Origin of the sequence: Vibrio sp. LQ2 (assembly GCF_023920125.1) — a bacterium.
GTDB lineage: Bacteria > Pseudomonadota > Gammaproteobacteria > Enterobacterales > Vibrionaceae > Vibrio > Vibrio fluvialis.
Genome location: NZ_CP085308.1, coordinates 4,138,534 through 4,161,167 on the forward strand (window position 1 = coordinate 4,138,534; position 22,634 = coordinate 4,161,167).

Sequence of the window (22,634 nt, forward strand, 5' to 3'; positions counted from 1 at the left end):
ACAGCAATAAAAAAGCCCCCGTTGATCGGGGGCTTTTTGCTATCTCGGATCCATCAGGCTGGTGATGGTGGCATCAACTGACCAGTGGTCAGTGGTTCCAAATCGGTGTCGATAACTTCCTCAATAAAGTCGCCCACCACTTGTTCCACCATATCATCACGCTGGCTGAAGTAGGCCAGATGGAACACGGCATCGCCTTCGTTTACCAGTGGCAGCGTTTGCTGGCCAATTACGATGCCGCCTTTGTTGGCTTTGATTTCCACTTCGACGTTACCCAGTGGCGAGTTGATGTAAGCCAGGACCTGACCACGTTCAACGCGGTCGCCAAGTGAGACGACGGTGCGCAAGATACCATCGGCTTCGGCACGCAGCCAACTGGTGGATTTTGCAATCACCGATGTTGGTAGCTTTTTCCGGCTGACACGCATCATGCCGATCGCCTGCATCACGCGTTTAATACCGACGATGCCGGCGCTGATGGCAATCGGTTCAAAGCGCAACGCTTCACCCGCCTCGTAAGTCAGGACCGTAATCCCCGATTTTTCCGCCTCACTGCGCAGCGAGCCGTTACGCAGCGGCGAATCTAGGATCACGGGCGTAGCAAATGCCTGAGCAACACGCAGCGTTTCCGGGTTGCTCAGGTCGGCGCGAATCTGTGGCAGGTTGGTACGATGAATCGCGCCAGTGTGCAGATCAATGATGTAATCACAGTTGAGGGCTACCTGAGAGAAGAAGGTGTGCGCCATACGCGAGGCGAGCGAACCTTTCTCACTGCCGGGAAAGCAGCGGTTGAGATCGCGGCGGTCCGGCAGATAACGGGATTTATGAATAAAGCCGAACACGTTGACGATCGGGACCGTGATCAGGGTACCTTTAAGCTTTTTCGGATCGATGAGGTTGATGAGTTGGCGAACAATTTCGACGCCGTTGAGCTCGTCACCGTGGATAGCGGCGTTGACCATCAGCACTGGGCCAGGGGCCGAGCCATGAATGATTTCAACGGGAATAGAAAGCGGTGAGTGGGTGTAGAGTTTGGCTGCTTCCAGCTCTATGACTTTTTTGCTTCCTGGGGGAATGGACTCCCCCAGAAACTGATACGGTTTATTCTTGCTATTAACCTTTGCCACGGGTTCGGGTCCTTTTACTGGCCGCATTCTTCTCAATAAATTCGACAATCAATCCTGCGATGTCTTTACCGGTCGCTGCTTCGATGCCTTCCAGACCCGGTGAGGAGTTTACTTCCATCACCAGTGGACCACGATCTGAGCGCAGCAGGTCAACACCCGCGACATTCAGGCCCATTGCTTTGGCGGCTTCGATTGCGGTTTTGCGTTCTTGTGGAGTAATTTTTACCAGCGAGGCGGTACCGCCACGGTGAAGGTTGGAACGGAATTCCCCTTCAGCGCCCTGACGTTTCATCGCGGCAATCACTTTATCACCAATCACAAAACAACGGATGTCTGCGCCACCGGCTTCTTTAATGTATTCCTGAACCATGATGTTGGCTTTCAGGCCCATAAAGGCTTCGATAACACTTTCCGCTGCTTTGCGGGTTTCCGCTAACACTACACCGATGCCTTGGGTGCCTTCAAGCAGTTTAATCACCACCGGAGCACCGCCCACCATGTCGAGTAAGTCTTTGACATCATCAGGTTTGCTGGCAAAACCGGTGATCGGCATGCCGATGCCTTTGCGTGATAGCAATTGCATCGAACGCAGCTTGTCACGCGAACGGCTGATGGCGACCGATTCGTTGGCTGGGTACACGCCCATCATCTCGAACTGACGCAGAACCGCCGTACCGTAGAAGGTCACTGATGCACCGATACGAGGAATCACGGCATCAAAGCCCGCAAGCTCTTCACCTTTGAAGTGAATCTCGGGCTTATCTGAATTGATATTCATATAGCAGCGTAATGCATCGATCACTTTAACTTCGTGCCCGCGTTGCTTACATGCTTCAATCAATCGCTTGGTTGAATACAACGAAGAATTACGCGACAGAATACCAATTTTCATTATCTAGGCTCCTCGAAAGGGATTAAAAACGACTCAGTTGGGTCGACAACAATTCTGTGGTGCATGGCAGTGCGGCCTAACAGCATGCGAAACGCCATGTTTTCCCTGTTGGTGAGCGTGATCTCTGCTGACCAGGTTTCGCCGCCGAGAGAGAGGTCTGATTTGATCACAAATCGCGTCTCTTCGTGGCCACCGGAATCGCGGACCGTACGCTCGTCCACCACTTCTGCTTCACACACAGTGACTTTATCTACATTATGTTGCAAGGGATGGATCCAAAAACGAACCCAAAGAGCCTCTTCTTTGGTAAAGCTCTCTACCTTGAATGCGTGCAAGCAAGACGTTCGGGCTCCGGTATCGATTTTTGCATTAATTTTATCAATACCTAACCCTGGAAGGCTGAGTGTTTCTCGCCATCCGACAATCATTTTTTCTTTCATCGCAATTTCATTAGTTTGAGAATTTCAGATACTGCTCAGGAATTTACCCGAAAGAGTTGGGCTTAAGCAGCATCCCCGATACAACTTCATAATGGAGTTATCGCTTGAATAGAGTTTGGTGAATAACTCTGGGAACTTCAAGGACGCGAACTCTAGCAGCGAACAATAAATTCAATCTAATGAATTAAATTTTTCGTGTCGACAAAAATTATTGATAGTTTAGCAAAACAAAGCCGGGGTTTGGCCCCGGCTTTTTGATTACGCTTTAGCCGGAATATTTTCCAGCAAAGCAATCATTTGCTCCCAGAACAGACCGACCGTGTCGATCTTCACTTTCTCATCCGGAGAGTGCGGGAATTTGATGGTTGGGCCGAACGAAACCATGTCCATTTCTGGGTATGGCTTCTTAAACAGACCACATTCAAGGCCTGCGTGGATCACCATGATATTTGGTTTGTGACCGTAAATGCCTTCATACATATCGCGGAAGATGTGCATGATTTCTGAATCGGCGTCCGGTTTCCAGCCCGGGTAAGCACCAGAAAACGCAATATCCGCGCCTGCCAGTTCTGCAACAGACGTCAGCGTGCTTTCCACTTGGCTGCGGCCAGAGTCGATCAGTGAACGAATCAGACACAACACTTTAATCTGCTGTTCGTCTGTAGTGATCACACCCACGTTCAGTGAGGTTTCTACCACACCTTCGATGTCATCACTCATGCGGATCACGCCGTTCGGGCAAGCATTCAGTGCCGCAATAACGCGTTGCTGATCTGCCAGTGCAAAAACGCCCAGAGCCGCTTCTTTGGCTTCGTTGAACGTCACCAGATTGGTTTCCACGCGGCCAAGTTCGGCTTTCAGCAACTCAGTGTAAGTGGTGAACAGTTCATCGAGTTTGGTTTGATTGTCGGCAGGAATCGCCACTGTGACGAATGCTTCACGCGGGATCGCGTTGCGCAGGCTGCCGCCGCGGAATTCAATCAGACGCAGATCCAGCTCTTGCGCATGACCCGCAAGGAAACGCGCAATCAGCTTGTTGGCGTTGCCACGACCAGTGTGAATGTCACAACCTGAGTGGCCACCTTTGAGCCCTTTCAGGGTCAGTTGACGAGTCACGTAACCCGCTGGCAGTGCTTCGCGCTGAATATCAAAGGTTAATGCACCGTCCACGCCGCCAGCGCAGCCCATGTAGACTTCGCCTTCCTGTTCAGAGTCGGTGTTTAGCAGGATTTCACCTTCCAGCCAGCCGGCTTCCAAGCCGAATGCGCCTGTCATGCCCGCTTCTTCATCAATGGTCAGCAGCACTTCGAGTGGACCGTGCTTGATCTCTGTGGATGCCAGTACCGCCAGACAGGTTGCCATGCCGATGCCGTTGTCTGCGCCCAGAGTGGTGCCTTTGGCGGTGACCCATTCGCCATCAATGTATGGCTGAATCGGATCTTTAGCGAAGTCATGATCTGTGTCTTCATTCTTTTGTGGAACCATATCGATGTGCGCTTGCAGCACGACCGCTTTTTTATGTTCCATACCCGGGGTAGCTGGTTTTTTGATGAAAACGTTGCCGGTTGGATCGCGGCGAACATCCAGCCCTTGTTCTTTGGCCCAGCCAATAATGTATTGCGCCAAAGCTTCTTCGTGTTTTGAAGGGTGTGGAATTGAGCAAATCTTATCGAAAAACTGCCACACAGGGGCAGGTGATAACTTGCTGATTTCAGAATGGAATTCAGACACAGATAACTCCTTTTGTGTAATATTTCCCGATCATTGATAGGTGTTTGACGCTATTTTTAGAGAAATAGACTGTGATCGGGCTATGACATAGTGACGGTCAACAGCATACCATTATGCGCAAGTGGGGAGTAGCGCATTTACGGATCAATAGTTTTCCATTTATCACACTTTGAGGATCATCGTGGTAACCTTGTTCACACTAAATGCAATCAATTGCGCCTTATTGGTAATTTTATTAAAAAACAAGCTGAGTTTTTTGTAATTTAATTACCAAATTAACCTGACATGGATCAATTAATTGGATTTATGTGATTTTTATCACCAAAAGTATTGTAATAAAATTTCTTGGTGGTATATTTGTAACCAACTTCGAAAGCGAAGACAAAATGCTCAAAGGATGAGTCCGATTTATCGCCTCCAGGGAACCGAGAAATCAATCAAGAATGTATGGTTTTAATGGTGATAGTTATGAATAAAGGTTTATCTTCTGTAATGTTCTGGAAAAACAAATCTGTGTTTACCGGCAGCTTTACATACCCGTCAAGCTTTGGCTACTAAGCGATAGCTTGCAACTTGAACAGTTTTGTTCACCCCTATATTGGAATTTATTTTTAATCAAATTTGGTTAATATGATTCACCGCCACCTGTATTCAGGTGGCGTTTTTTTATCTCTGCGATCCGGAAAAACCACCAATCAGCGAACGATCCGCGCCTCGCCGATAAAGTATCCTTCTTCATCAAAACGTTTGATCTCGCCCTGTTCACTGACGATCGTGATGTAACGAATGTCGGAAAACTGCCAGTTACGCCACTGATAGACAAACTTGTCATTCTCAACCCACCAGTAACCTTCATCCACGTCGTTAGGACGATCGGAAATGCCGATCAGCTTGCCGTCGGCCTGCAGAGTAATCCGGTAGGGAATGTTAAAGCAGTCTTTGGTCAGGAGTGTCTGATTGGTAAACAATGCGCGGATTTGTTGCCCGTTGAGCGGGACGGATTCGCAATCCTCTAGCCGTTCATTAGGCAGTACCTGCTTGGCGATACGCGCCAGTTGCTTGATGCCTTCACGAATGTTTTCGGTACGAATCGACTGGAAGCTGAGCCGAAAACTGTTGTTCTTGTGATCGCAGCAGTAGTACTTGGCGCCATTGTTGATCAGGATGCCTTGCTCTTCTGCCAGCCGTTCAAAACGCTCGGCATCAAAACCCTGTTTGTATTCGATCCAAAATGCGGTGCCTGCCAGCGAAGCGACGGCGCCGGATTGCGGAAAGTAATAGTTCATCGCTTTTTCCATTGTCAGCCACTTATCGCGGTAGCGCTTGAGAAGCTTTTGCGCCAACACATCGTAATAACCAAGGCTGAGAAACAGAGCCAGCGTCTGGCAGTTGCTTTTCGGCGGCAGGCTGTGGGTGCGCACCTGAAGCGATTTGATTTGTGCGATGAGCGGTTCGGCGGCAACGATAAAACCGATACGCAGTCCCGGTGCGATGCTCGAGGTAAAACTGGAGATATAAATGATGCGCTCGCTGTGATATTCGCAGCGCAGTGGCGGGCAACTGTCTTCAATAAAGCTGACGTCGTGTTCAAAGTCATCTTCGATGACCAGAAAATCGTGCTGCTCGGCCATGGCCATCAGCGCTTTGCGCCGCTCCGATGACATGCGCACCGTGGTGGGAAATTGGTTGCTCGGCGTGGTGTACACCACATGACACGCCGCCAGCCGCTCGTCCACGACCAATCCCTGGCGGTCGACTTCGATTGGCAGCACGTTGGCACGCCGTGCCTGAAACTGATGCAGTGCTTCCGGATAACCGGGGTTTTCCATCGCGACCGTACTCTGTTTGGCGACCAGCAATTTGGCCAGATAATAGAGGCTATTCTGGCAGCCAAGAGTGATGGCGATATTGTCTTTGGAGACAAAAATACCGCGCTTGGTCAGCACGCGGGTGCGAATTTGTTCAATCAGCTCTTCGTAGTCGTGATCATTGGAAGTCCAGCTGCGATGGTTGCTTTTATTCAGTGACTGAATGCTGCATTTACGCCATTCCGACACCGGAAACAGGTCTTCGTCGACAATGCCGTTGACGAACAAATAAGGGTAGTCGCTGAGATCCTTGACGACGACATCCGAGCGGGTGTGTTCGGTATTCAGGTAGTTAAACCAGTCCAGAGCGCCGCTGCTGGCGGGGGAGGGCGAAGTCGAACTGGTCGCCGGAGCGCTCAGTTCCAGTTGCGGATTGACGTAGTAGCCTTTACGTTCAATCGGCACCAACACTCCTTCCTCGGCGAGCTGTTCGTAGACCCGCAAAATAGTATTGCGCGAGACCTTGAGTTTTTCCGCCAGACGACGGGATGACATGATGCTGGTTTGCTTGGGCACAAATCCGGCAAAGATGGCTTTCGCGATGTCGCTTTTAATTTGATCCTGTAGCGTACGCGAATCCTGGGGGTCGATATGAATAAATTGATACAGCATAGCTTTCCTGCACATCAAACAGTCGAATCCGATGAGTACCAACGAAGGGGGAGCGAAAAGAGATGTGCATGACTGCACATCTCCTTGGGAAATCGTTGACGCTCAGATTAACGACTGCAGTTCCGTTTTTATAATATCCAGGCCTTTCGTGATCAGCTCTGACTCAATGGTCAGCGGTGGAAGGAAACGAATTACGTTTGCCTTAACACCACATGAGAGCAAGATCACACCTTGGTGATGACACTTTAATACCAATTGTTTGGTCAGGTCTGCAAGTGGCTGGCCAGTGGTTGGATCATTGAGTTCCATCGCAATCATGGCGCCGACCTGACGAATATCCCCGATTTGCGGGATCGCTTTCTGCATTTCGATCAAGCTTTCTTTAAATTGCAGACCGACGTGTTGCGCTTTCTCACACAGATTTTCGTCTTTGATGATCTTAATCACTTCCAGCGCGGCGCGGCAGGCTAAGGGAGAACCAGCGTATGTGCCACCGATGCCGCCCGGCGTCGCTGAATCCATGATTTCCGCTTTGCCGACCACACCGGATAGCGGGAAGCCACCGGCAATCCCTTTCGCCATGGTGATCAAATCTGGCTTGGCGTCGAAGTATTCACACGCAAACAGTTTGCCTGTGCGGGCAAAACCAGTCTGAATTTCATCACAGATCATCACGATGCCGTGTTGGTCACACAGTTCGCGAATCGCGCTGACCCAGGCGTTCGGTGCTTGGTAGAAACCGCCTTCACCCTGAATCGGTTCAAAAATGATCGCAGCAACACGTGATGGCTCGATGTCGCAGGCAAACAGGTCCTGAATCGCGCTGAGGCTCTGCTCTTGGCTGATGCCGTGGTACGCATTTGGGTAAGGCACGTGATAGATTTCGTTCGGGAACGGACCAAAGCCGATTTTGTACGGTGCGGTTTTGCCGGTCAGGCCCATACACAGGTTAGTACGACCATGGAAACCGCCTTTAAAGGCAATCACGCCGCTACGGCCAGTGTAAGCGCGCGCAAATTTGATCGCATTTTCTACCGCTTCCGCGCCCGTCGTTACAAATGCGGCTTTCTTGTCGAAATTACCCGGAGCAATGTCGACCACATTCTCTGCCAGTTCGACAAAACTGGTGTACGGGGTCACCATGGAACAAGTGTGACTGAATTGCTCGAGCTGCTCTTTTACCGCGGCGACGATGCGTGGGTGTGAGTGGCCGGTGTTGTTGACCGCGATACCTGCGGCAAAATCGATGTACTGCTTACCTTCAATGTCGGTGATCAGCGCGTTTTCTGCTTTCGCTGCGTAGATAGGTGCCAGGTTAGCCATGCCTTTCGCGACGACTTTTTCCTTGCGACTTTGCCATTCCGTATTTGTCATGTTTGCGTGTCCTTGTGGTTACGTTCGGCGGCTTAAAAGCCACCGAAGCAGAGGTATTTGATGTTGAGGTATTCGTCGATGCCTTGTTTGGCGCCTTCGCGGCCAAAACCGGACTGCTTCACGCCGCCAAATGGCGCGACTTCGTTGGAAATCAGCCCTTCGTTGATACCGACCATGCCGTATTCCAGTTTTTCAGCGATGTGGAAAGCGCGGTGAATATTGTTGGTGTAGAAGTAGCTGGCGAGGCCATAAATGGTGTCATTGGCACAGCTCACCAGTTCCTCATCATGAGAGAAACGTACGATTGGCGCGACCGGGCCAAACAGCTCAGTCTGGACAATGTCCATCTCCTGCGTCACGTTGGTCAGTACGGTCGGCTCAACAAACAGTCCGCCAGCCGATTTTCCGCCCAGCGCAATGCTGGCGCCTTGTTCGACTGCGGTGTTGATGTAACCGAGCACACTGTTTTTGGCTTTGATGTCAATCAGCGGACCGATATTGACGCCGGTTTCAAGGCCGTTGCCCATTTTCAGCTCGGCGACGGCGGCAACAAATTTAGTCACGAACTCGTCATACACTGCATCCTGCACATAGAAGCGGTTGGCGCACACGCAGGTTTGACCGGCGTTGCGGAATTTCGAAGCAATGGCCCCTTGTACCGCGGCATCAATGTCGGCGTCATCAAACACGATAAACGGTGCGTTGCCGCCCAGCTCCATCGACGTGCGTTTGATGGTGCCCGCGCATTGGGTAATCAGGTGGCGGCCCACTTGAGTCGACCCGGTGAACGACAGCTTTTTGATGTCCTCGTGAGTGCAGAAAATATCGCCAACCGCGACCGATGAATGGTTGTTGAGCACAATCAGCAGATCTTGAGGCAGCCCCGCCTGATAGGCCAGCTCCGCGGTCGCATAAGCCGACAGCGGTGTTTGGTTGGCAGGCTTGACGATGAAGCTGCAACCAGCGGCCAGCGCAGGCGCGGCCTTGCGGGTGATCATCGCAATCGGGAAGTTCCATGGCGTGATGGCGGCGGCGACACCAATCGGTTGTTTCACGGTCAGCAGACGTTTATTCCCAGCCGGTGACGGAATGGTATCGCCATAGGTACGTTTGCCTTCTTCGGCAAACCACTGAATGAATGAGGCGCCGTACATCACTTCCCCTTTGGCTTCAGCCAGAGGTTTACCCTGTTCGAGAGTCATGATGCGTGCCAGATCGTCGGCGTTATCCAGCATCAAGTCGTACCAACGCTTGAGAATCACTGAGCGCTCAGCTGCACTTTTTTCCTGCCAAACAAGCTGTGCCTGTTTCGAACGGTCAATCAGTTCATGAATGGTTTGCGTATCCAGCGACGGAATGTAGGCCAGAATCTCATCGGTGGCGGGGTTGAGTACCGCAATCGCGTCATCACTGGCGGCGCAGGTCGCATTCAGCAGAGTTTTGTTAACAATGTGCTCCATATTTGTGTCTCTTTTGTAGGCTGTTGATTGCATGTTAGACACAAAAAGTGGGTCGCACTGAGTACCAGTTGGTCACAAACGTTGGTACCAGAACGGCGAGCCTGGCTGGTACCATAACAACTTCGCGACTGGCACTATCGCATTCCTTTTCCGTTCTTCATATTGAGTCGGGAAACAAATCAATAACAAAAGTGTAACGATGCAGGAAGAGGAATTTCTATGTTAAGTGTAAAGGGAACCAAGCTGGCGAAAGCCGTTCTGGCCGCGGCTGTCGGGGTAAGTGCACTGATGTGTTCGACCGCGACCATGGCCGCGCAGTACAACTGGCGTTTCGCGAACTTATACGGCCGTGGCACCGCGTTTGGTGAGGTGTATGAAGACCTGGCAAAAAACATTGAGACCATGTCTAACGGCCGCATTGCGGTGCAGGTGCTGTACTCCGGTGAAGGCGTCGGGACCAGCGGTATTCTGAATGCGGTGAAATCGGGTCTGATCACTATGGGTGCACCGTTTCAGCCAATGCATGCTGGTGAATTCCCGGCGGGCGTGGTAGAAGTCGGCCTGCCGGGCGGTACGTCTGATGTGGCTGAGCTGACCACGCTGTTCCACGACAAAGGCTGGGGCAAAATTCTTAAAGAAGCGTACGGTTCGCAAGGCCTCGAATGGCTGGATCCCTACATTCAGCCACCGGTTTACATCATCACCAAACAGCCCATCAATTCGATTGCCGATTTCAAAGGTCTGAAGATTCGTGCGCCAGGCGCGTACGGCAAGTTCCTGCGCAATCTGGGTGCATCTCCGGTTTCTCTGGCGTGGAGCGAAATTTACACCTCGCTGGCGACGGGTGTTATCGATGGCTCTATCGGGTCGAACATGATTGACCACCGCGATGGTAATCACGTTGAAGTGGCGAAATACATGTATCCGGTGCCACTGGCGGGCGCACAGGTTCTGCCAATCATTGTTAATAAGAAAGAGTGGAGCAAACTGCCAGCTGACTTGCAGGCAATCGTGAAAGCGGCAACGGCGGCGCACGCTCAGGAACAGATGTCGAAATCAAAGCTGTGGGAATCGCAAGCGGTGGCAGACATGGAGGCCAAAGGCCTGCAATGGAGCCCGCAGCCTTCAGAAGCGGATCTGAAAGCGTGGAAAGAAGCGGGCATGTCACTGGCGAAAGAGTACGCAGCGGAAGACAAGTACTCGAAGCAGCTGGTGGATATTCTCGAGCAACGATAATGGACGACGCAGGTGAACCCGTTTGGGTTCGCCTGTTTTTATAGGGAGATTTCTATGCTTGAAGCCATTTTACTGAGGTATTGCCAGTTCACGAAATACGTCGTCAGTCTGATTGGACGCTCAGTGTCGTATTTGCTTCCCGTGCTTGCCGCGATCGTATTCTACGAAGTGTTTGCCCGTTACGTGCTGAACCGCCCGACCATCTGGGGCTATGACACATCGCTGTTTTTGTTTGGCTACATTGCGGCATTAGGCGGCGCGTATGCTCAGCAACGCGAAGCGCACATCAACGTCGATATTATTCACGCCAAAGTGTCGGAAAAAACACGCCGCATTTTTGATGTGCTGACCAGCATTCTGGCGATGGGCTTCTTGGCCGTGATGGCTAAAACCTGTGGTGGTATGTTTATCGAAAGTGTCGAATTTAACTACAAAACCCAGAGTGAATGGGCTCCGGCCATGCATCACTTCTGGCTGATGATTACCGTCTCTGCGGTGATTTTTATTGCCCAGTATTCTACGGAGCTGATTGCCAATCTGTTCTTTTTGATCAAAGGCCGCGAATTGAATGGTGAGGTTCACCAGCACGTCAATCTGACTGAGCAGCCATTTAAGGTCGATAACGACCAGCTGGATTCCGTTTTTGACAAGGAGAGCCCAAATGGGAATTGAGATGTTAACCCTGCTTCTGTTGGGTTGTATCCTGACCGCGTTCGTTCTTGGTGCCCAGGTTGGTCTGGCGCTGGGTGGGATCGCGATGGGTGTCGGTTATCTGGTGTGGGGGGAGTCGCTGTTTAATATTATTCCGACCACCGTCGAGAGCACCTTCTTTAACTTTATTTTGCTGGCGATCCCGCTCTATATCTACATGGGACAGATTTTGACGCGTTCAGGGATCGGCGATGCCATGTTTAATGCCAGCCAACTGGCGATCGGCCGAGTGCGCGGATCGCTGGCGATCAGCGTGATCGGCGTATGTTCGATGATCGGTGCCATGGTAGGGATCATTGGTGCGGGCATCATGACCTCGAGCTCGATTGCGCTCAAACCTATGCTTGAACGTGGCTACGATAAGAAGCTGGCGCTTGGGGTTATTATGGCGGGCGGCTCTCTGGGCATTCTGATTCCGCCGAGCATTCCGATGATCATGTTCGCGTCGTCCACTCAGAACTCGGTCGGCAAGATGTTTCTCGGCGCGATGGTACCCGCGCTGATTACCATCGTGCTGCTAATAAGTTATGTGGTGATCAGCTGTAAGCTGCGTCCGGAACGTGCGCCGATGGATATCGATAATGACATCGAAGTGCCTAAAGGCTATGAGCTGTTTAAAACCATTCGTGATGGCGCTTCATCATTTGCTCTGATTGTGGTGGTACTCGGCAGCATCATTGCCGGGATTGCGACGCCAACCGAATCCGGCGCACTGGGCGTGATGGGCGCGATTCTGCTCTCGATTCTGTTTAAGCGTTTTAAACCGGAATTGCTGATGCGTTCGGGCATGCAAACCGCCATGCTGGTCAGTGTCGCGATGTGGATTATTCTCGGGGCGTCGGTGTTCAGTAATTTCCATCTGTTGATGGGTATTCAGGGCATGGTCTCGGGCTTTACTCAGAATCTCGATCTGCCGCCGATTGTGATCATCATGATGTTCCAGGTCATTATGCTGCTGCTCGGTTTTATCATTGATGAATTCATTATTGTGCTGATGTGCGCGCCGATATTTACTCCGGTGGCCGTGTCGCTCGGCTATGACCCCATCTGGTTCGGCGTATTGATGATTCTCAACATTGTGATTGCGGTGCAGACGCCGCCCTATGGGTTTGCGCTGTTCTACCTCAAAGGCATCGCGCCGAAAGGGGTCACGATGATGGATCTGTATAAATCCGTCACCCCATTCATCATGGTGCAATTTGTGGTCTTGGTGATCTGTATGCTGTTCCCTGATCTGGTCACCTGGTTGCCTAATAAGGTGATGAATTCCTAATCCAGTCGATGGTACGCTTCTGATATTCACAACCTCTCTCTGATGTGCAGCCAAGCAAAAGGGAGAGGTTGTTCTCATTTCTGAACTCTCATTCAAGTCGGTTAATTTCTAGGCGAAACGCCTGCCATTTATGTGTAACCGTGCATAGTTCTTTCTTAGTTTCTGCAAAATCGATGCAAATTCCGTCTGGAATTTGTGATTTGATAACTTTATAATCTGCGCCCAATCGATTACGCAACCGTTTACTTTTTACCTTTATTAGGATTCGAACATGCTGGAAAGGCTATTCAAACTCAGTGAAAATGGCACCAACGTGCGCACTGAGATCATTGCAGGGATCACCACCTTCCTGACAATGGCATACATTATTTTCGTTAACCCAGCGATTCTTTCAGATGCCGGAATGGATCGTGGTGCAGTCTTTGTTGCTACCTGTCTGGCAGCGGCGGTTGGCTGTTTCATCATGGGTCTGATCGCGAACTACCCAATTGCACAAGCTCCGGGTATGGGCCTGAACGCATTCTTCACTTATGTGGTTGTGCTGGGCATGGGTTACACCTGGCAGGTGGCACTGGCGGCGGTATTCTGCTCAGGTGTGCTGTTCATTCTGCTGAGCCTGTTTAAGATTCGTGAGTGGATCATTAACTCGATTCCAATGTCACTCAGAACGGGTATCTCTGCGGGTATCGGTCTGTTCCTGGCGTTCATCGCGCTGAAAAATGCCGGTATCGTGGTAGACAACCCAGCGACTCTGGTTTCTCTGGGGGCGATTACTTCTCTGCCTGCGGTACTGGGAGCTCTGGGCTTCTTCCTGACCATCGCGTTGGTACACCGCGGCGTGAAAGGCGCGGTAATGATTGCCATTCTGTCGATCACCGCTCTGGGCCTGATTTTCGGTGACGTGCAGTGGGGCGGCGTGATGTCGGCTCCGCCAAGCATCGCGCCGACGTTCATGCAACTGGATTTCTCTTCTGTGTTTGAAGTAGGCATGATTTCAGTCGTGTTTGCCTTCCTGTTCGTTGACCTGTTTGATACGGCGGGTACGTTGGTTGGTGTGGCAACGAAAGCGGGCCTTATTGGTGAAGACGGCAAGATTCCACGTCTGAACCGCGCGCTGCTGGCTGACTCAACCGCGACTTCTGTGGGTGCTCTGCTGGGTACGTCAAACACCACTTCTTACGTAGAAAGTGTGTCTGGTGTCGCGGCGGGTGGCCGTACCGGCCTGACCGCAGTTGTGGTTGGTATTTTGTTCCTACTTGCATTATTCTTCTCGCCATTAGCGGGTATGATCCCAGCCTACGCAACATCAGGTGCGCTGTTCTATGTCGCAATTCTGATGCTTTCAGGCCTGGTCAGCATTGACTGGCGTGATCTGACAGAAGCGGCCCCGACGGTGGTAACCTGTCTTCTGATGCCTCTGACTTTCTCAATTGCAGAAGGTATTTCAATGGGCTTCATCGCGTACGCGCTGATTAAGCTTCTGAGTGGTAAAGGTCGCAACGTATCACTCAGCGTCTGGGTAATGGCGATCATCTTTGCAGTCAAATACATTCTTGCCGCGTAACACTGGCAAAAAACATTTCCAAACTTTAGGTCTATAACAATGAGTAGAAAATTCGTTATCACTTGGGACAATATGCAGAAGTACTGCCGTGAACTGGCTGAACTTCAAATGCCTGCAGAACAATGGAAAGGTATCCTGGGTGTAAGCCGTGGTGGCCTGGTACCAGCAGCGATTCTGGCTCGCGAACTGGGTATTCGTTACGTGGATACCGTGTGTATCTCGAGCTACGACCACGATCATCAGCGTGACATGAGCGTTCTGAAAGCGCCTGAGCACGATGGCGAAGGTTTCCTGATTGTTGATGACCTGGTAGACAGTGGTGATACTGCACGTAAAATTCGTGAAATGTACCCGAAAGCTAAGTTTGTAACTGTATGCGCGAAGCCTGCGGGTCGTGATCTGGTGGATCAGTACGTTGTTGATATCCCGCAAGATACTTGGATTGAACAGCCTTGGGACATGGTGTTGTCTTACGTTGAACCCGTCAACCGTAAACAAAAATAAACCGTGATTCTCAACTTTATTTGATAATGGCCCTGTATAGGGCCATTTTTTTTATTACTATTAGGCCATTCCTCTTAACAGAGACGCGTTATGTCTGAAGAAATCAGTAAAAACCTTTCTGAGACTTTGTTCCAAAAGCACAAACAAGCCAAAGAAACGTCCTCTCTCACCCAGTACATGCCAAGCAGTCAGGATTTCCTCGAACAGAAGAAAGAGCAGGATGGCTACGCCTGGTATCGTAACTTGCGCCGTCTGCAATGGGCCTGGCAGGGGATTGACCCGGTTGAACAAGAAGAAGTTCTGGCCCGTATTGCTTCCTCGAAACACTCCCGTACTGAGGAGCGTTGGCTGGATACGGTAATGGGGTATCGCAGTGGTAACTGGGCGTACGAATGGACGAAGTTAGGCATGCGCCATCAGGCGCGCGCGTCGCAAAAGCAGGGTGAAGAGGCCGCTGATGAAATGTTCGCCGCATCGCTCTGTTTCAGTATTGCCGGTTATCCGCATCTGAAAAATGACAACCTGTCGATTCAGGCTCAGGTCTTGGCCAATAACGCGTACACCGAAGCTTCGAATCTGACCAAATACGTGGTCAAACGTCTCGAGTTTCCGTATCAGAACAAAAAAATTGTCGGTCACCTGCACCTTTCCAATACCGAGAAGCCGCAACCTGTGGTGATCGTCAGTGCCGGGCTCGATAGCCTGCAGACCGATATGTGGCGCTTGTTCCGCGATTTTCTGGTTAAGCGTGATATCGCCATGCTGACCATTGATATGCCTTCTGTTGGCCACAGCTCGCACTGGGCGCTCACGGAAGATTCCTCATGTCTGCATCAGGCCGTACTGAATCAACTGAATACACTACCATGGGTAGACCATTTCCGTGTCGGGCTGGTCGGTTTTCGTTTTGGCGGCAATGCGATGGTTCGCCTCTCGTTTCTTGAGCCGGAACGCATTCGCGCCTGTGTGTCGTTGGGAGCGCCAATTCATGACGTATTGGTTTCACCGAACAAGATGAAGCTGATGACCAAAATGTATCTGGATGTCCTGGCATCGCGCCTTGGCAAATCTGCCGTGGATATCGACAGCCTGTCCGGGCAGATGATGGCCTGGTCGCTGAAAGTACAGGGCTTCCTGTCCAGTCGTCGCACCAAAGTGCCGATTCTCGCTATGGGGCTGGAAGGCGATCCGGTGTCGCCTTACAGCGATAACCAACTGGTGGCGATCTTTAGTCAGGGCGGAAAAGCGAAGCAAATTAAGAGTAAGACAATTACACAAGGATATGAGCAATCCCTCGATTTAGCGATAAACTGGCTGGAAGACGAACTCTGTAGGTGACATTTGCCCTAATTTAGTTAAGAGTGATGAATGTATGTTTTTTAAACATATGATTATTAAAAATAATAGTCATTCTTAACATTGAAACGGAGAGTCAATATGTCAGAGGTGACGAAAAGTCCTACCCATTATCGTTTGTTGTCAGCAATGAAAGCTATTGGTCCTTATTTGCGCGAAGGACAGTGCAAAGAAGGGTTCTATCTGTTTGATTGCCTTGCATTTTGTGTAAACGATAAAAAATCGCCAGAGAAACGTGAATTCTGGGGATGGTGGATGGAACTGAGTCCGACGTCAGAGGGGTTTGAGGCTAAGTATCATATCGGACGATACAACCTAGCCGGGGAATGGGATACCGATAAGCTGCCCGAGCATGCGCTACCGGAAGTCAATCGAACCCAGGAAGAATTTCATAAAAAGTTAGAGAAAACGTTAAAAGAACGTTTCGCTCTGTCGTTATCTTTCCACGATCAGTCAATCGAATTCGTCTAGTTTTACCCGTCTGATTGACCAGTGAATCAAAAAGGTGCTTTTTAGCACCTTTTTCTGCTTGTGCATTACGCAGTTGATTGCTAAAACATCCTCTCTTAAATGTTTTCCATCACAGAAGAAATCATGAAAACGAATCAACAAAGCGGAAAAGTTTCACAAACTGTCATCGTGAAACTAGGAACCAGTGTTCTTACCGGTGGTACGTTGGCGCTCGACCGTGCGCATATGGTCGAATTGGTGCGTCAATGTGCTGAGCTGAAAAAACAAGGTCACTCAGTCGTGATCGTGTCGTCTGGTGCCATTGCAGCAGGCCGTGAACATCTTGGTTACCCCGCACTGCCCAACGCGATATCCAGCAAACAACTGCTGGCAGCCGTGGGGCAAAGTCAGTTGATTCAGGCTTGGGAATCGCTCTTTTCCATCTACGGCATCAAAATTGGTCAGATTCTGCTGACCCGTGCTGATCTGGAAGACCGTGAGCGTTTTCTTAATGCGCGTGACACCATTAATGCCTTGGTAGCCAATGACATCATTCCTATCGTCAATGAAAACGATGCGGTGGCGACCAACGAAATCAAAGTCGGTGACAACGATAACTTGTCAGCGCTGGTGGGTATTTTATGTGGTGCAGACAAATTATTGCTGCTGACTGACCAGAAAGGTTTGTTTACCGCCGATCCTCGCAAAGACCCCAATGCTGAGCTGATTAAAGAAGTCAAAACCATCGATGACACCTTGCGTAAAATTGCTGGCGGCAGTGGCACGACACTGGGCACTGGTGGTATGGCGACCAAGTTACAGGCAGCTGATATTGCACGCCGCGCTGGCATCGAAGTGATTATTGCAGCGGGCCGAGCGCCGAACGTGATCTTTGATTCGCTGAGCGAAACGCCACAAGGCACGCGCTTCCTGCCATTGGAAGAAGCGCTCGAAAACCGTAAACGCTGGATTCTGGCGGGACCTGCAGCTTCAGGTGACATCTTTATTGATGAGGGTGCGGTACGCGCGGTAATGACCAAAGGCAGCAGTTTGCTGGCCAAAGGCGTGGTACGTGTGCAGGGGGAATTTTCCCGTGGCGAAGTGGTGCGTGTGACCAACGGCCATGGCCATTTAGTGGCTCGCGGCATTGCTGCTTATTCTAGTCACGATCTGGCTAAAATTGCTGGCAAACACAGCAAAGTGATTATCGATATTCTGGGCTACGATTATGGCTCTGAAGTGATTCACCGCGACGACATGGTCGTGATCCAGGAATAGGGAGAGAGAAAGTGGATTTAACCTTAATGGGAAAAGCGGCTAAAGACGCCGCTTTTCAACTCGCCACCGCCTCGACGGCGCAGAAAAACCAAGCTCTGGCGATCATTGCTGATGAGCTGGAAGCGAACGCAGCACAGATTCTGGCGGCAAACGCCAAAGACATTCAACTGGGCCGCGAAGCGGGCCTGACTGATGCGTTGCTGGACCGACTGTTGCTGAATGAATCGCGTCTGAACGCGATTGCCAACGATGTGCGTAACGTGATCAGCCTCAACGACCCGGTGGGCAGCGAAATCGACAGCAAAGTGCTGGAAAACGGTATGTCGCTGTCGCGTCGTCGCGTGCCACTTGGTGTGGTCGGAGTGATTTACGAAGCGCGTCCAAACGTCACTATCGATATTGCCGCGCTGTGCCTGAAAACCGGTAACGCGTCGATTCTGCGTGGCGGCAAAGAAACCTTCTTCTCCAACATGGAACTGGTCAAAGTGATTCAGTCCGCATTGGAAAAAGCACAATTACCTGCGGCCTCCGTGCAGTACATCGAAAAGCCGGATCGTGAACTGGTGACGCAATTGCTGAAACTGGACGATTACGTGGATATGATTATTCCGCGTGGTGGTGCTGGCCTACACAAAATGTGTAAAGAAAACAGCACGATTCCGGTCATCATCGGCGGGTTTGGTATCAGCCATATTTTCGTTGATGAGAGTGCCGACCTGGATAAATCGGTGGACGTGATTGAGAACGCCAAAGTACAACGTCCGTCGGCGTGTAATGCGTTGGATACGCTGCTGGTGCATGAAGCGATTGCTCAGCCTCTGCTGGAAAAACTGGTGGCAAAACTCAACGGCAAAGTGACCTTTGTTGCTGAGCCAAAAGCAAAAGCGCTGATGAGCGCGGCGACTGAACTTCGTGATGCTCAGGCGGGTGATTTTGATACCGAATGGCTCAGCTACACATTGGGCGTCAAAGTGGTGCGTGACGTTAACGAAGCGATTGACCACATGCGCGAGCACAACGCCAGTCACTCCGATGCCATCATGACCAACAGCTTGGTGAACGCTGAACGTTTCATCAACTCGGCAGGCTCTGCGGCGGTGTATGTCAATGCATCGACGCGCTTTACTGACGGCGCGCAGTTTGGCTTGGGCGCTGAAGTGGCGGTATCAACCCAGAAACTGCATGCTCGCGGCCCGATGGGGCTGGAAGAGCTGACCAGCTACAAGTGGGTGGGCAAAGCGAACTACTTGTCACGTAGTTAACAAAATAAGCGTAAGTTGTCGAGAAAAGGGGCGAATCCGCCCCTTTTCCTTTTCTTCGCCAAACTAATTCCGGTACACTGAACGCCTTGCTATGGAGGTGATATGCATTGTCCTTTTTGTTCTGAGAACGATACAAAAGTGATCGACTCACGTTTGGTTGCCGATGGCCATCAAGTGCGCCGTCGCCGTCAATGTCTGGCTTGCAATGAACGCTTTACCACCTTTGAAACCGCGGAGCTGGTGATGCCAAGGGTGATTAAATCCAACGGAAACCGTGAACCGTTCGATGAAGATAAAATGATTGGTGGTCTGCAACGCGCACTGGAAAAACGCCCGGTGAGTGCCGATGCGATTGAACTGGCCATCAGCACCATCAAATCGAAGCTTCGAGCGACGGGGGAACGTGAAGTCCCGAGCAAGCTTATCGGTAATCTGGTGATGGAACAGCTCAAAGAGCTGGATAAAGTTGCTTATATTCGTTTCGCCTCCGTTTACCGCAGCTTTGAAGACGTGCGGGAATTTGGCGAAGAGATTGCCAAACTCGAAGATTGATCATTATCTGACTATGCCTACATTTACCTCTTTTGATTATCAAATGATGTCCCGCGCGATCAAACTGGCTCAGCGCGGGCGTTTCACAACGGCGCCCAATCCGAATGTCGGCTGCGTGATTATTCAGGGCGAGACCATCGTTGGTGAAGGTTTTCATTTCCGCGCGGGTGAGCCACACGCTGAAGTACATGCGCTGCGTATGGCGGGCGAGAAGTCGGTTGGTGCAACGGCGTATGTCACGCTCGAACCGTGTTCCCATTATGGTCGCACACCACCTTGTGCAGAAGGCCTGATTAAAGCAGGCGTGGCGCGAGTGGTTTGCGCGATGCAAGACCCCAATCCGCAAGTTTCCGGGCGTGGCATTCAGATGCTGCGTGATGCCGGAATTGATGTGCAGGTTGGCCTGCTTGAAGCCGATGCGCTGGCGCTCAATCCAGCGTTCATCAAACGCATGAAAACCGGTATGCCATTTGTACAACTGAAAATGGCTGCCAGCCTGGACGGTCAAACGGCACTGGCCAATGGCCGCAGCCAGTGGATTACGTCAAAGCCGGCTCGCCAGGATGTGCAGGCTTACCGTGCGAAAGCAGGAGCGGTGCTGTCGACCAGTCAGACCGTACTGGCTGATAACGCGTCGCTGAGCGTGCGTTGGGCGGAACTACCGACTGGCGTACAGGCTGAGTATCTGCCGGAAGACCTACGCCAGCCGATACGTGTCATCCTTGATCGCCAACACCAATTGCATGGCGAACTCAAGCTGTATGCTCATGATGGTGCCGTGCTTCGTGTCGCGGGTGAGCAAGCTGATGTCTGTGTTGCACTTGATGAGCATGAGCAACTGAACCTGGCTGAGACACTGGCTGATCTGGCTAAGCACCATAACATCAACCATATTTGGGTAGAGGCTGGCGCGACGCTGGCCAAGTCTCTACTTGAGCAACAACTGGTGGATGAACTGATTTTGTATCTGGCACCGAAAATCATGGGCAGCGACGGACGCGGCTTGTTTGGTGCTTTAGGGCTGACCGATATGCAGCAGGTTCTGAATCTCAATATTCAGGATTGCCGAATGGTTGGCCCGGATATTCGCGTCGTGGCGACGCCTGAACTGAAAGATGAATAAACTATGTTTACTGGAATTGTCGAAGCTGTCGGTACGCTGACGGCGATTACGCCAAAAGGCGAGGACATCACCATCTCGGTCGATGCGGGCAAACTGGATATGAGCGATGTAAAGCTTGGTGACAGTATTGCAACCAACGGCGTGTGTTTGACCGTCGTTGAGTTTAACTCGCACAGCTATAGCGCTGATTTATCTCTGGAAACACTGAAAAAATCCGGCTTTGCCGACTACAAAGTGGGCGATAAAGTCAATCTGGAAAAAGCCATGTTGCCCACCACGCGTTTTGGTGGCCACATTGTGTCTGGTCATGTGGATGGCGTCGGTGAAATTGTTGAGCGTAACCCGGTTGGTCGTGCGATCGAACTCTGGGTTGCCATGCCAGCCGAACTGAGCAAGTACGTGGCTGAAAAGGGATCCATTACTGTCGATGGCATCAGCCTGACGGTTAATGATTTGCGCAAAAATGCCATTAAGCTGACCATCGTGCCGCACACCACGCAAGAAACAACAATCGATCATTTCCAGGTTGGCCGCAAAGTCAATCTGGAAGTGGATGTACTGGCTCGCTATCTGGAGCGCCTGCTGAATGGCGGACGTGATGAACAGCCAGAGTCACGCATTACAATGGAATTCTTACAACAAAATGGTTTCGCGTAGCACTGACACCAGTGTGCGTGCCTGAAAATAGGACGAGAATCATGCCAATTAGTACGCCTCAAGAAATTATCGATGATATTCGCCAAGGTAAAATGGTCATCCTGATGGATGATGAAGACCGTGAAAACGAAGGCGACCTGATCATGGCCGCTGAGCATATTACCCCTGCCGCTATTAACTTTATGGCGACCCATGGGCGTGGCCTGATTTGTCTGACGATGACCAAAGAGCGCTGCCGTAATTTAGGTTTGCCGCCAATGGTTCAGGATAACAACGCGCAATACACCACCAACTTCACCGTGTCGATTGAAGCGGCTGAAGGCGTAACCACGGGCATTTCGGCTGCAGACCGCGCGCGCACTGTGCAAGCGGCTGTGGCAAAAGATGCCAAAGCATCGGACCTTGTGCAGCCGGGACACATTTTTCCGCTGGCGGCACAGGATGGTGGCGTACTGACTCGCGCGGGCCATACGGAAGCAGGCTGCGACTTAGCTCGTCTGGCAGGTCTTGAGCCAGCGTCTGTGATTGTTGAGATCCTTAATGATGACGGCACCATGGCGCGTCGCCCGGATCTGGAAGTGTTTGCTGAAAAACATGACATCAAACTGGGTACCATTGCGGATCTGATTGAGTACCGCAACAACACAGAAACCACAATTGAACGTGTTGCGCAGTGCAAACTACCCACTGAGTATGGTGAGTTTGAACTGGTGACCTACCGCGATGTGATCGATAACCAAATTCACTTTGCGCTGAAAAAAGGCGATCCGAAAACTCAGATTCCTTTAGTGCGCGTGCATCTGCAAGACACCTTTACTGACCTGTTGCGCAGTGATCGCAGCGCTGAGCGTAGCTGGACTTTGGACAAAGCGATGAAACGCATTGGCAAGGAAGGCGGCGTGCTGGTCATTCTGGGGAACGAAGAGTCATCTGAGCTGCTGCTGCACCGCGTGAAAATGTTTGAACAGCAAGACAAAGGCGAAGCGCCAGCGATGGCCAAAAAGCAGGGCACATCACGCCGTGTTGGCGTTGGTTCGCAGATTCTGGCGGACTTAGGTGTCAGTGATATGCGTCTGCTGTCGTCTGCCAACAAGAAATACCATGCGCTGGGCGGTTTTGGCCTCAATGTGGTCGAATACGTCTGCGAATAATTCCTCTACAGTT

20 protein-coding genes are annotated in these 22,634 nt (G+C 51.1%); 13 read left to right on the forward strand and 7 right to left on the reverse strand.

What is annotated here, in order from left to right; all coding sequences use genetic code 11:
• Positions 1 to 53 precede the first annotated feature (53 nt).
• From LGV68_RS19210 to LGV68_RS19240, 7 genes are all read right to left on the reverse strand, one after another.
• The gene (locus tag LGV68_RS19210) at positions 54 to 1,154 is read right to left on the reverse strand and encodes a succinylglutamate desuccinylase/aspartoacylase family protein (protein ID WP_080650564.1); all 1,101 of its coding nucleotides are present in this window, start codon (positions 1,152 to 1,154) and stop codon (positions 54 to 56) included.
• Complete coding sequence (rimK, locus tag LGV68_RS19215) at positions 1,114 to 2,019, reverse strand: 30S ribosomal protein S6--L-glutamate ligase (protein ID WP_020331632.1); 906 nt, start codon at positions 2,017 to 2,019, stop codon at positions 1,114 to 1,116. The genes LGV68_RS19210 and rimK overlap by 41 nt, the downstream gene beginning before the upstream one ends.
• Positions 2,019 to 2,459, reverse strand: a complete 441-nt coding sequence (locus LGV68_RS19220) for an ATP-dependent zinc protease (RefSeq protein ID WP_020331633.1) — start codon at positions 2,457 to 2,459, stop codon at positions 2,019 to 2,021. The genes rimK and LGV68_RS19220 overlap by 1 nt, the downstream gene beginning before the upstream one ends.
• Before the next feature lie 258 nt (positions 2,460 to 2,717).
• The gene (locus LGV68_RS19225) at positions 2,718 to 4,190 is read right to left on the reverse strand and encodes an aminoacyl-histidine dipeptidase (RefSeq protein WP_208592871.1); all 1,473 of its coding nucleotides are present in this window, start codon (positions 4,188 to 4,190) and stop codon (positions 2,718 to 2,720) included.
• A gap of 695 nt (positions 4,191 to 4,885) precedes the next feature.
• Positions 4,886 to 6,670, reverse strand: a complete 1,785-nt coding sequence (locus LGV68_RS19230; protein WP_055452161.1) for a PLP-dependent aminotransferase family protein — start codon at positions 6,668 to 6,670, stop codon at positions 4,886 to 4,888.
• Between the two features lie 102 nt (positions 6,671 to 6,772).
• Positions 6,773 to 8,044 carry a 4-aminobutyrate--2-oxoglutarate transaminase gene (gene gabT / locus LGV68_RS19235; protein WP_158142631.1) on the reverse strand — a complete coding sequence of 424 codons (1,272 nt, stop codon included), beginning with the start codon at positions 8,042 to 8,044 and terminating at the stop codon, positions 6,773 to 6,775.
• A 32-nt stretch (positions 8,045 to 8,076) separates the two neighbouring features.
• Positions 8,077 to 9,504: an NAD-dependent succinate-semialdehyde dehydrogenase gene (locus LGV68_RS19240; protein WP_252535909.1), complete on the reverse strand. Its 1,428-nt coding sequence runs from the start codon at positions 9,502 to 9,504 to the stop codon at positions 8,077 to 8,079.
• 219 nt (positions 9,505 to 9,723) lie between these two features.
• On the opposite strand from LGV68_RS19240, the gene LGV68_RS19245 reads away from it, so the two are divergent.
• The 13 genes from LGV68_RS19245 (at position 9,724) to ribBA (ending at position 22,621) form a co-directional block, all read left to right on the forward strand.
• Complete coding sequence (locus LGV68_RS19245; protein WP_208592872.1) at positions 9,724 to 10,740, forward strand: TRAP transporter substrate-binding protein; 1,017 nt, start codon at positions 9,724 to 9,726, stop codon at positions 10,738 to 10,740.
• 54 nt (positions 10,741 to 10,794) lie between these two features.
• Entirely contained in the window at positions 10,795 to 11,412 is a 618-nt protein-coding gene (locus LGV68_RS19250; protein WP_020331641.1) for a TRAP transporter small permease, read from the forward strand.
• On the forward strand, positions 11,402 to 12,724 hold the full coding sequence (locus LGV68_RS19255; protein ID WP_020431940.1) for a TRAP transporter large permease subunit: 1,323 nt from the start codon (positions 11,402 to 11,404) through the stop codon (positions 12,722 to 12,724). Before LGV68_RS19250 ends, LGV68_RS19255 begins: the two co-directional genes overlap by 11 nt.
• Before the next feature lie 271 nt (positions 12,725 to 12,995).
• On the forward strand, positions 12,996 to 14,288 hold the full coding sequence (locus LGV68_RS19260; RefSeq protein ID WP_222725001.1) for an NCS2 family permease: 1,293 nt from the start codon (positions 12,996 to 12,998) through the stop codon (positions 14,286 to 14,288).
• 39 nt (positions 14,289 to 14,327) lie between these two features.
• Positions 14,328 to 14,792, forward strand: coding sequence for a xanthine phosphoribosyltransferase (gene gpt / locus LGV68_RS19265; RefSeq protein WP_020331644.1), 465 nt, complete (start codon positions 14,328 to 14,330; stop codon positions 14,790 to 14,792).
• A 90-nt stretch (positions 14,793 to 14,882) separates the two neighbouring features.
• On the forward strand, positions 14,883 to 16,130 hold the full coding sequence (frsA, locus tag LGV68_RS19270) for an esterase FrsA (RefSeq protein WP_020331645.1): 1,248 nt from the start codon (positions 14,883 to 14,885) through the stop codon (positions 16,128 to 16,130).
• 99 nt (positions 16,131 to 16,229) lie between these two features.
• Positions 16,230 to 16,619, forward strand: coding sequence for a sigma factor-binding protein Crl (crl, locus tag LGV68_RS19275; RefSeq protein ID WP_020431937.1), 390 nt, complete (start codon positions 16,230 to 16,232; stop codon positions 16,617 to 16,619).
• A gap of 123 nt (positions 16,620 to 16,742) precedes the next feature.
• A complete protein-coding gene (proB, locus tag LGV68_RS19280; RefSeq protein WP_252535912.1) occupies positions 16,743 to 17,876 on the forward strand; it encodes a glutamate 5-kinase in 1,134 nt (377 codons plus the stop codon).
• 11 nt (positions 17,877 to 17,887) lie between these two features.
• Positions 17,888 to 19,138 (forward strand): glutamate-5-semialdehyde dehydrogenase, encoded by a 1,251-nt coding sequence (locus tag LGV68_RS19285; RefSeq protein ID WP_024373553.1) that lies wholly within the window; start codon positions 17,888 to 17,890, stop codon positions 19,136 to 19,138.
• A gap of 102 nt (positions 19,139 to 19,240) precedes the next feature.
• The gene (nrdR, locus tag LGV68_RS19290; protein ID WP_020331649.1) at positions 19,241 to 19,690 is read left to right on the forward strand and encodes a transcriptional regulator NrdR; all 450 of its coding nucleotides are present in this window, start codon (positions 19,241 to 19,243) and stop codon (positions 19,688 to 19,690) included.
• Between the two features lie 13 nt (positions 19,691 to 19,703).
• Positions 19,704 to 20,813, forward strand: coding sequence for a bifunctional diaminohydroxyphosphoribosylaminopyrimidine deaminase/5-amino-6-(5-phosphoribosylamino)uracil reductase RibD (gene ribD, locus LGV68_RS19295; protein ID WP_252535913.1), 1,110 nt, complete (start codon positions 19,704 to 19,706; stop codon positions 20,811 to 20,813).
• 3 nt (positions 20,814 to 20,816) lie between these two features.
• On the forward strand, positions 20,817 to 21,470 hold the full coding sequence (locus tag LGV68_RS19300) for a riboflavin synthase (protein WP_252535915.1): 654 nt from the start codon (positions 20,817 to 20,819) through the stop codon (positions 21,468 to 21,470).
• 41 nt (positions 21,471 to 21,511) lie between these two features.
• On the forward strand, positions 21,512 to 22,621 hold the full coding sequence (gene ribBA / locus LGV68_RS19305; protein WP_020331653.1) for a bifunctional 3,4-dihydroxy-2-butanone-4-phosphate synthase/GTP cyclohydrolase II: 1,110 nt from the start codon (positions 21,512 to 21,514) through the stop codon (positions 22,619 to 22,621).
• Positions 22,622 to 22,634 lie beyond the last annotated feature (13 nt).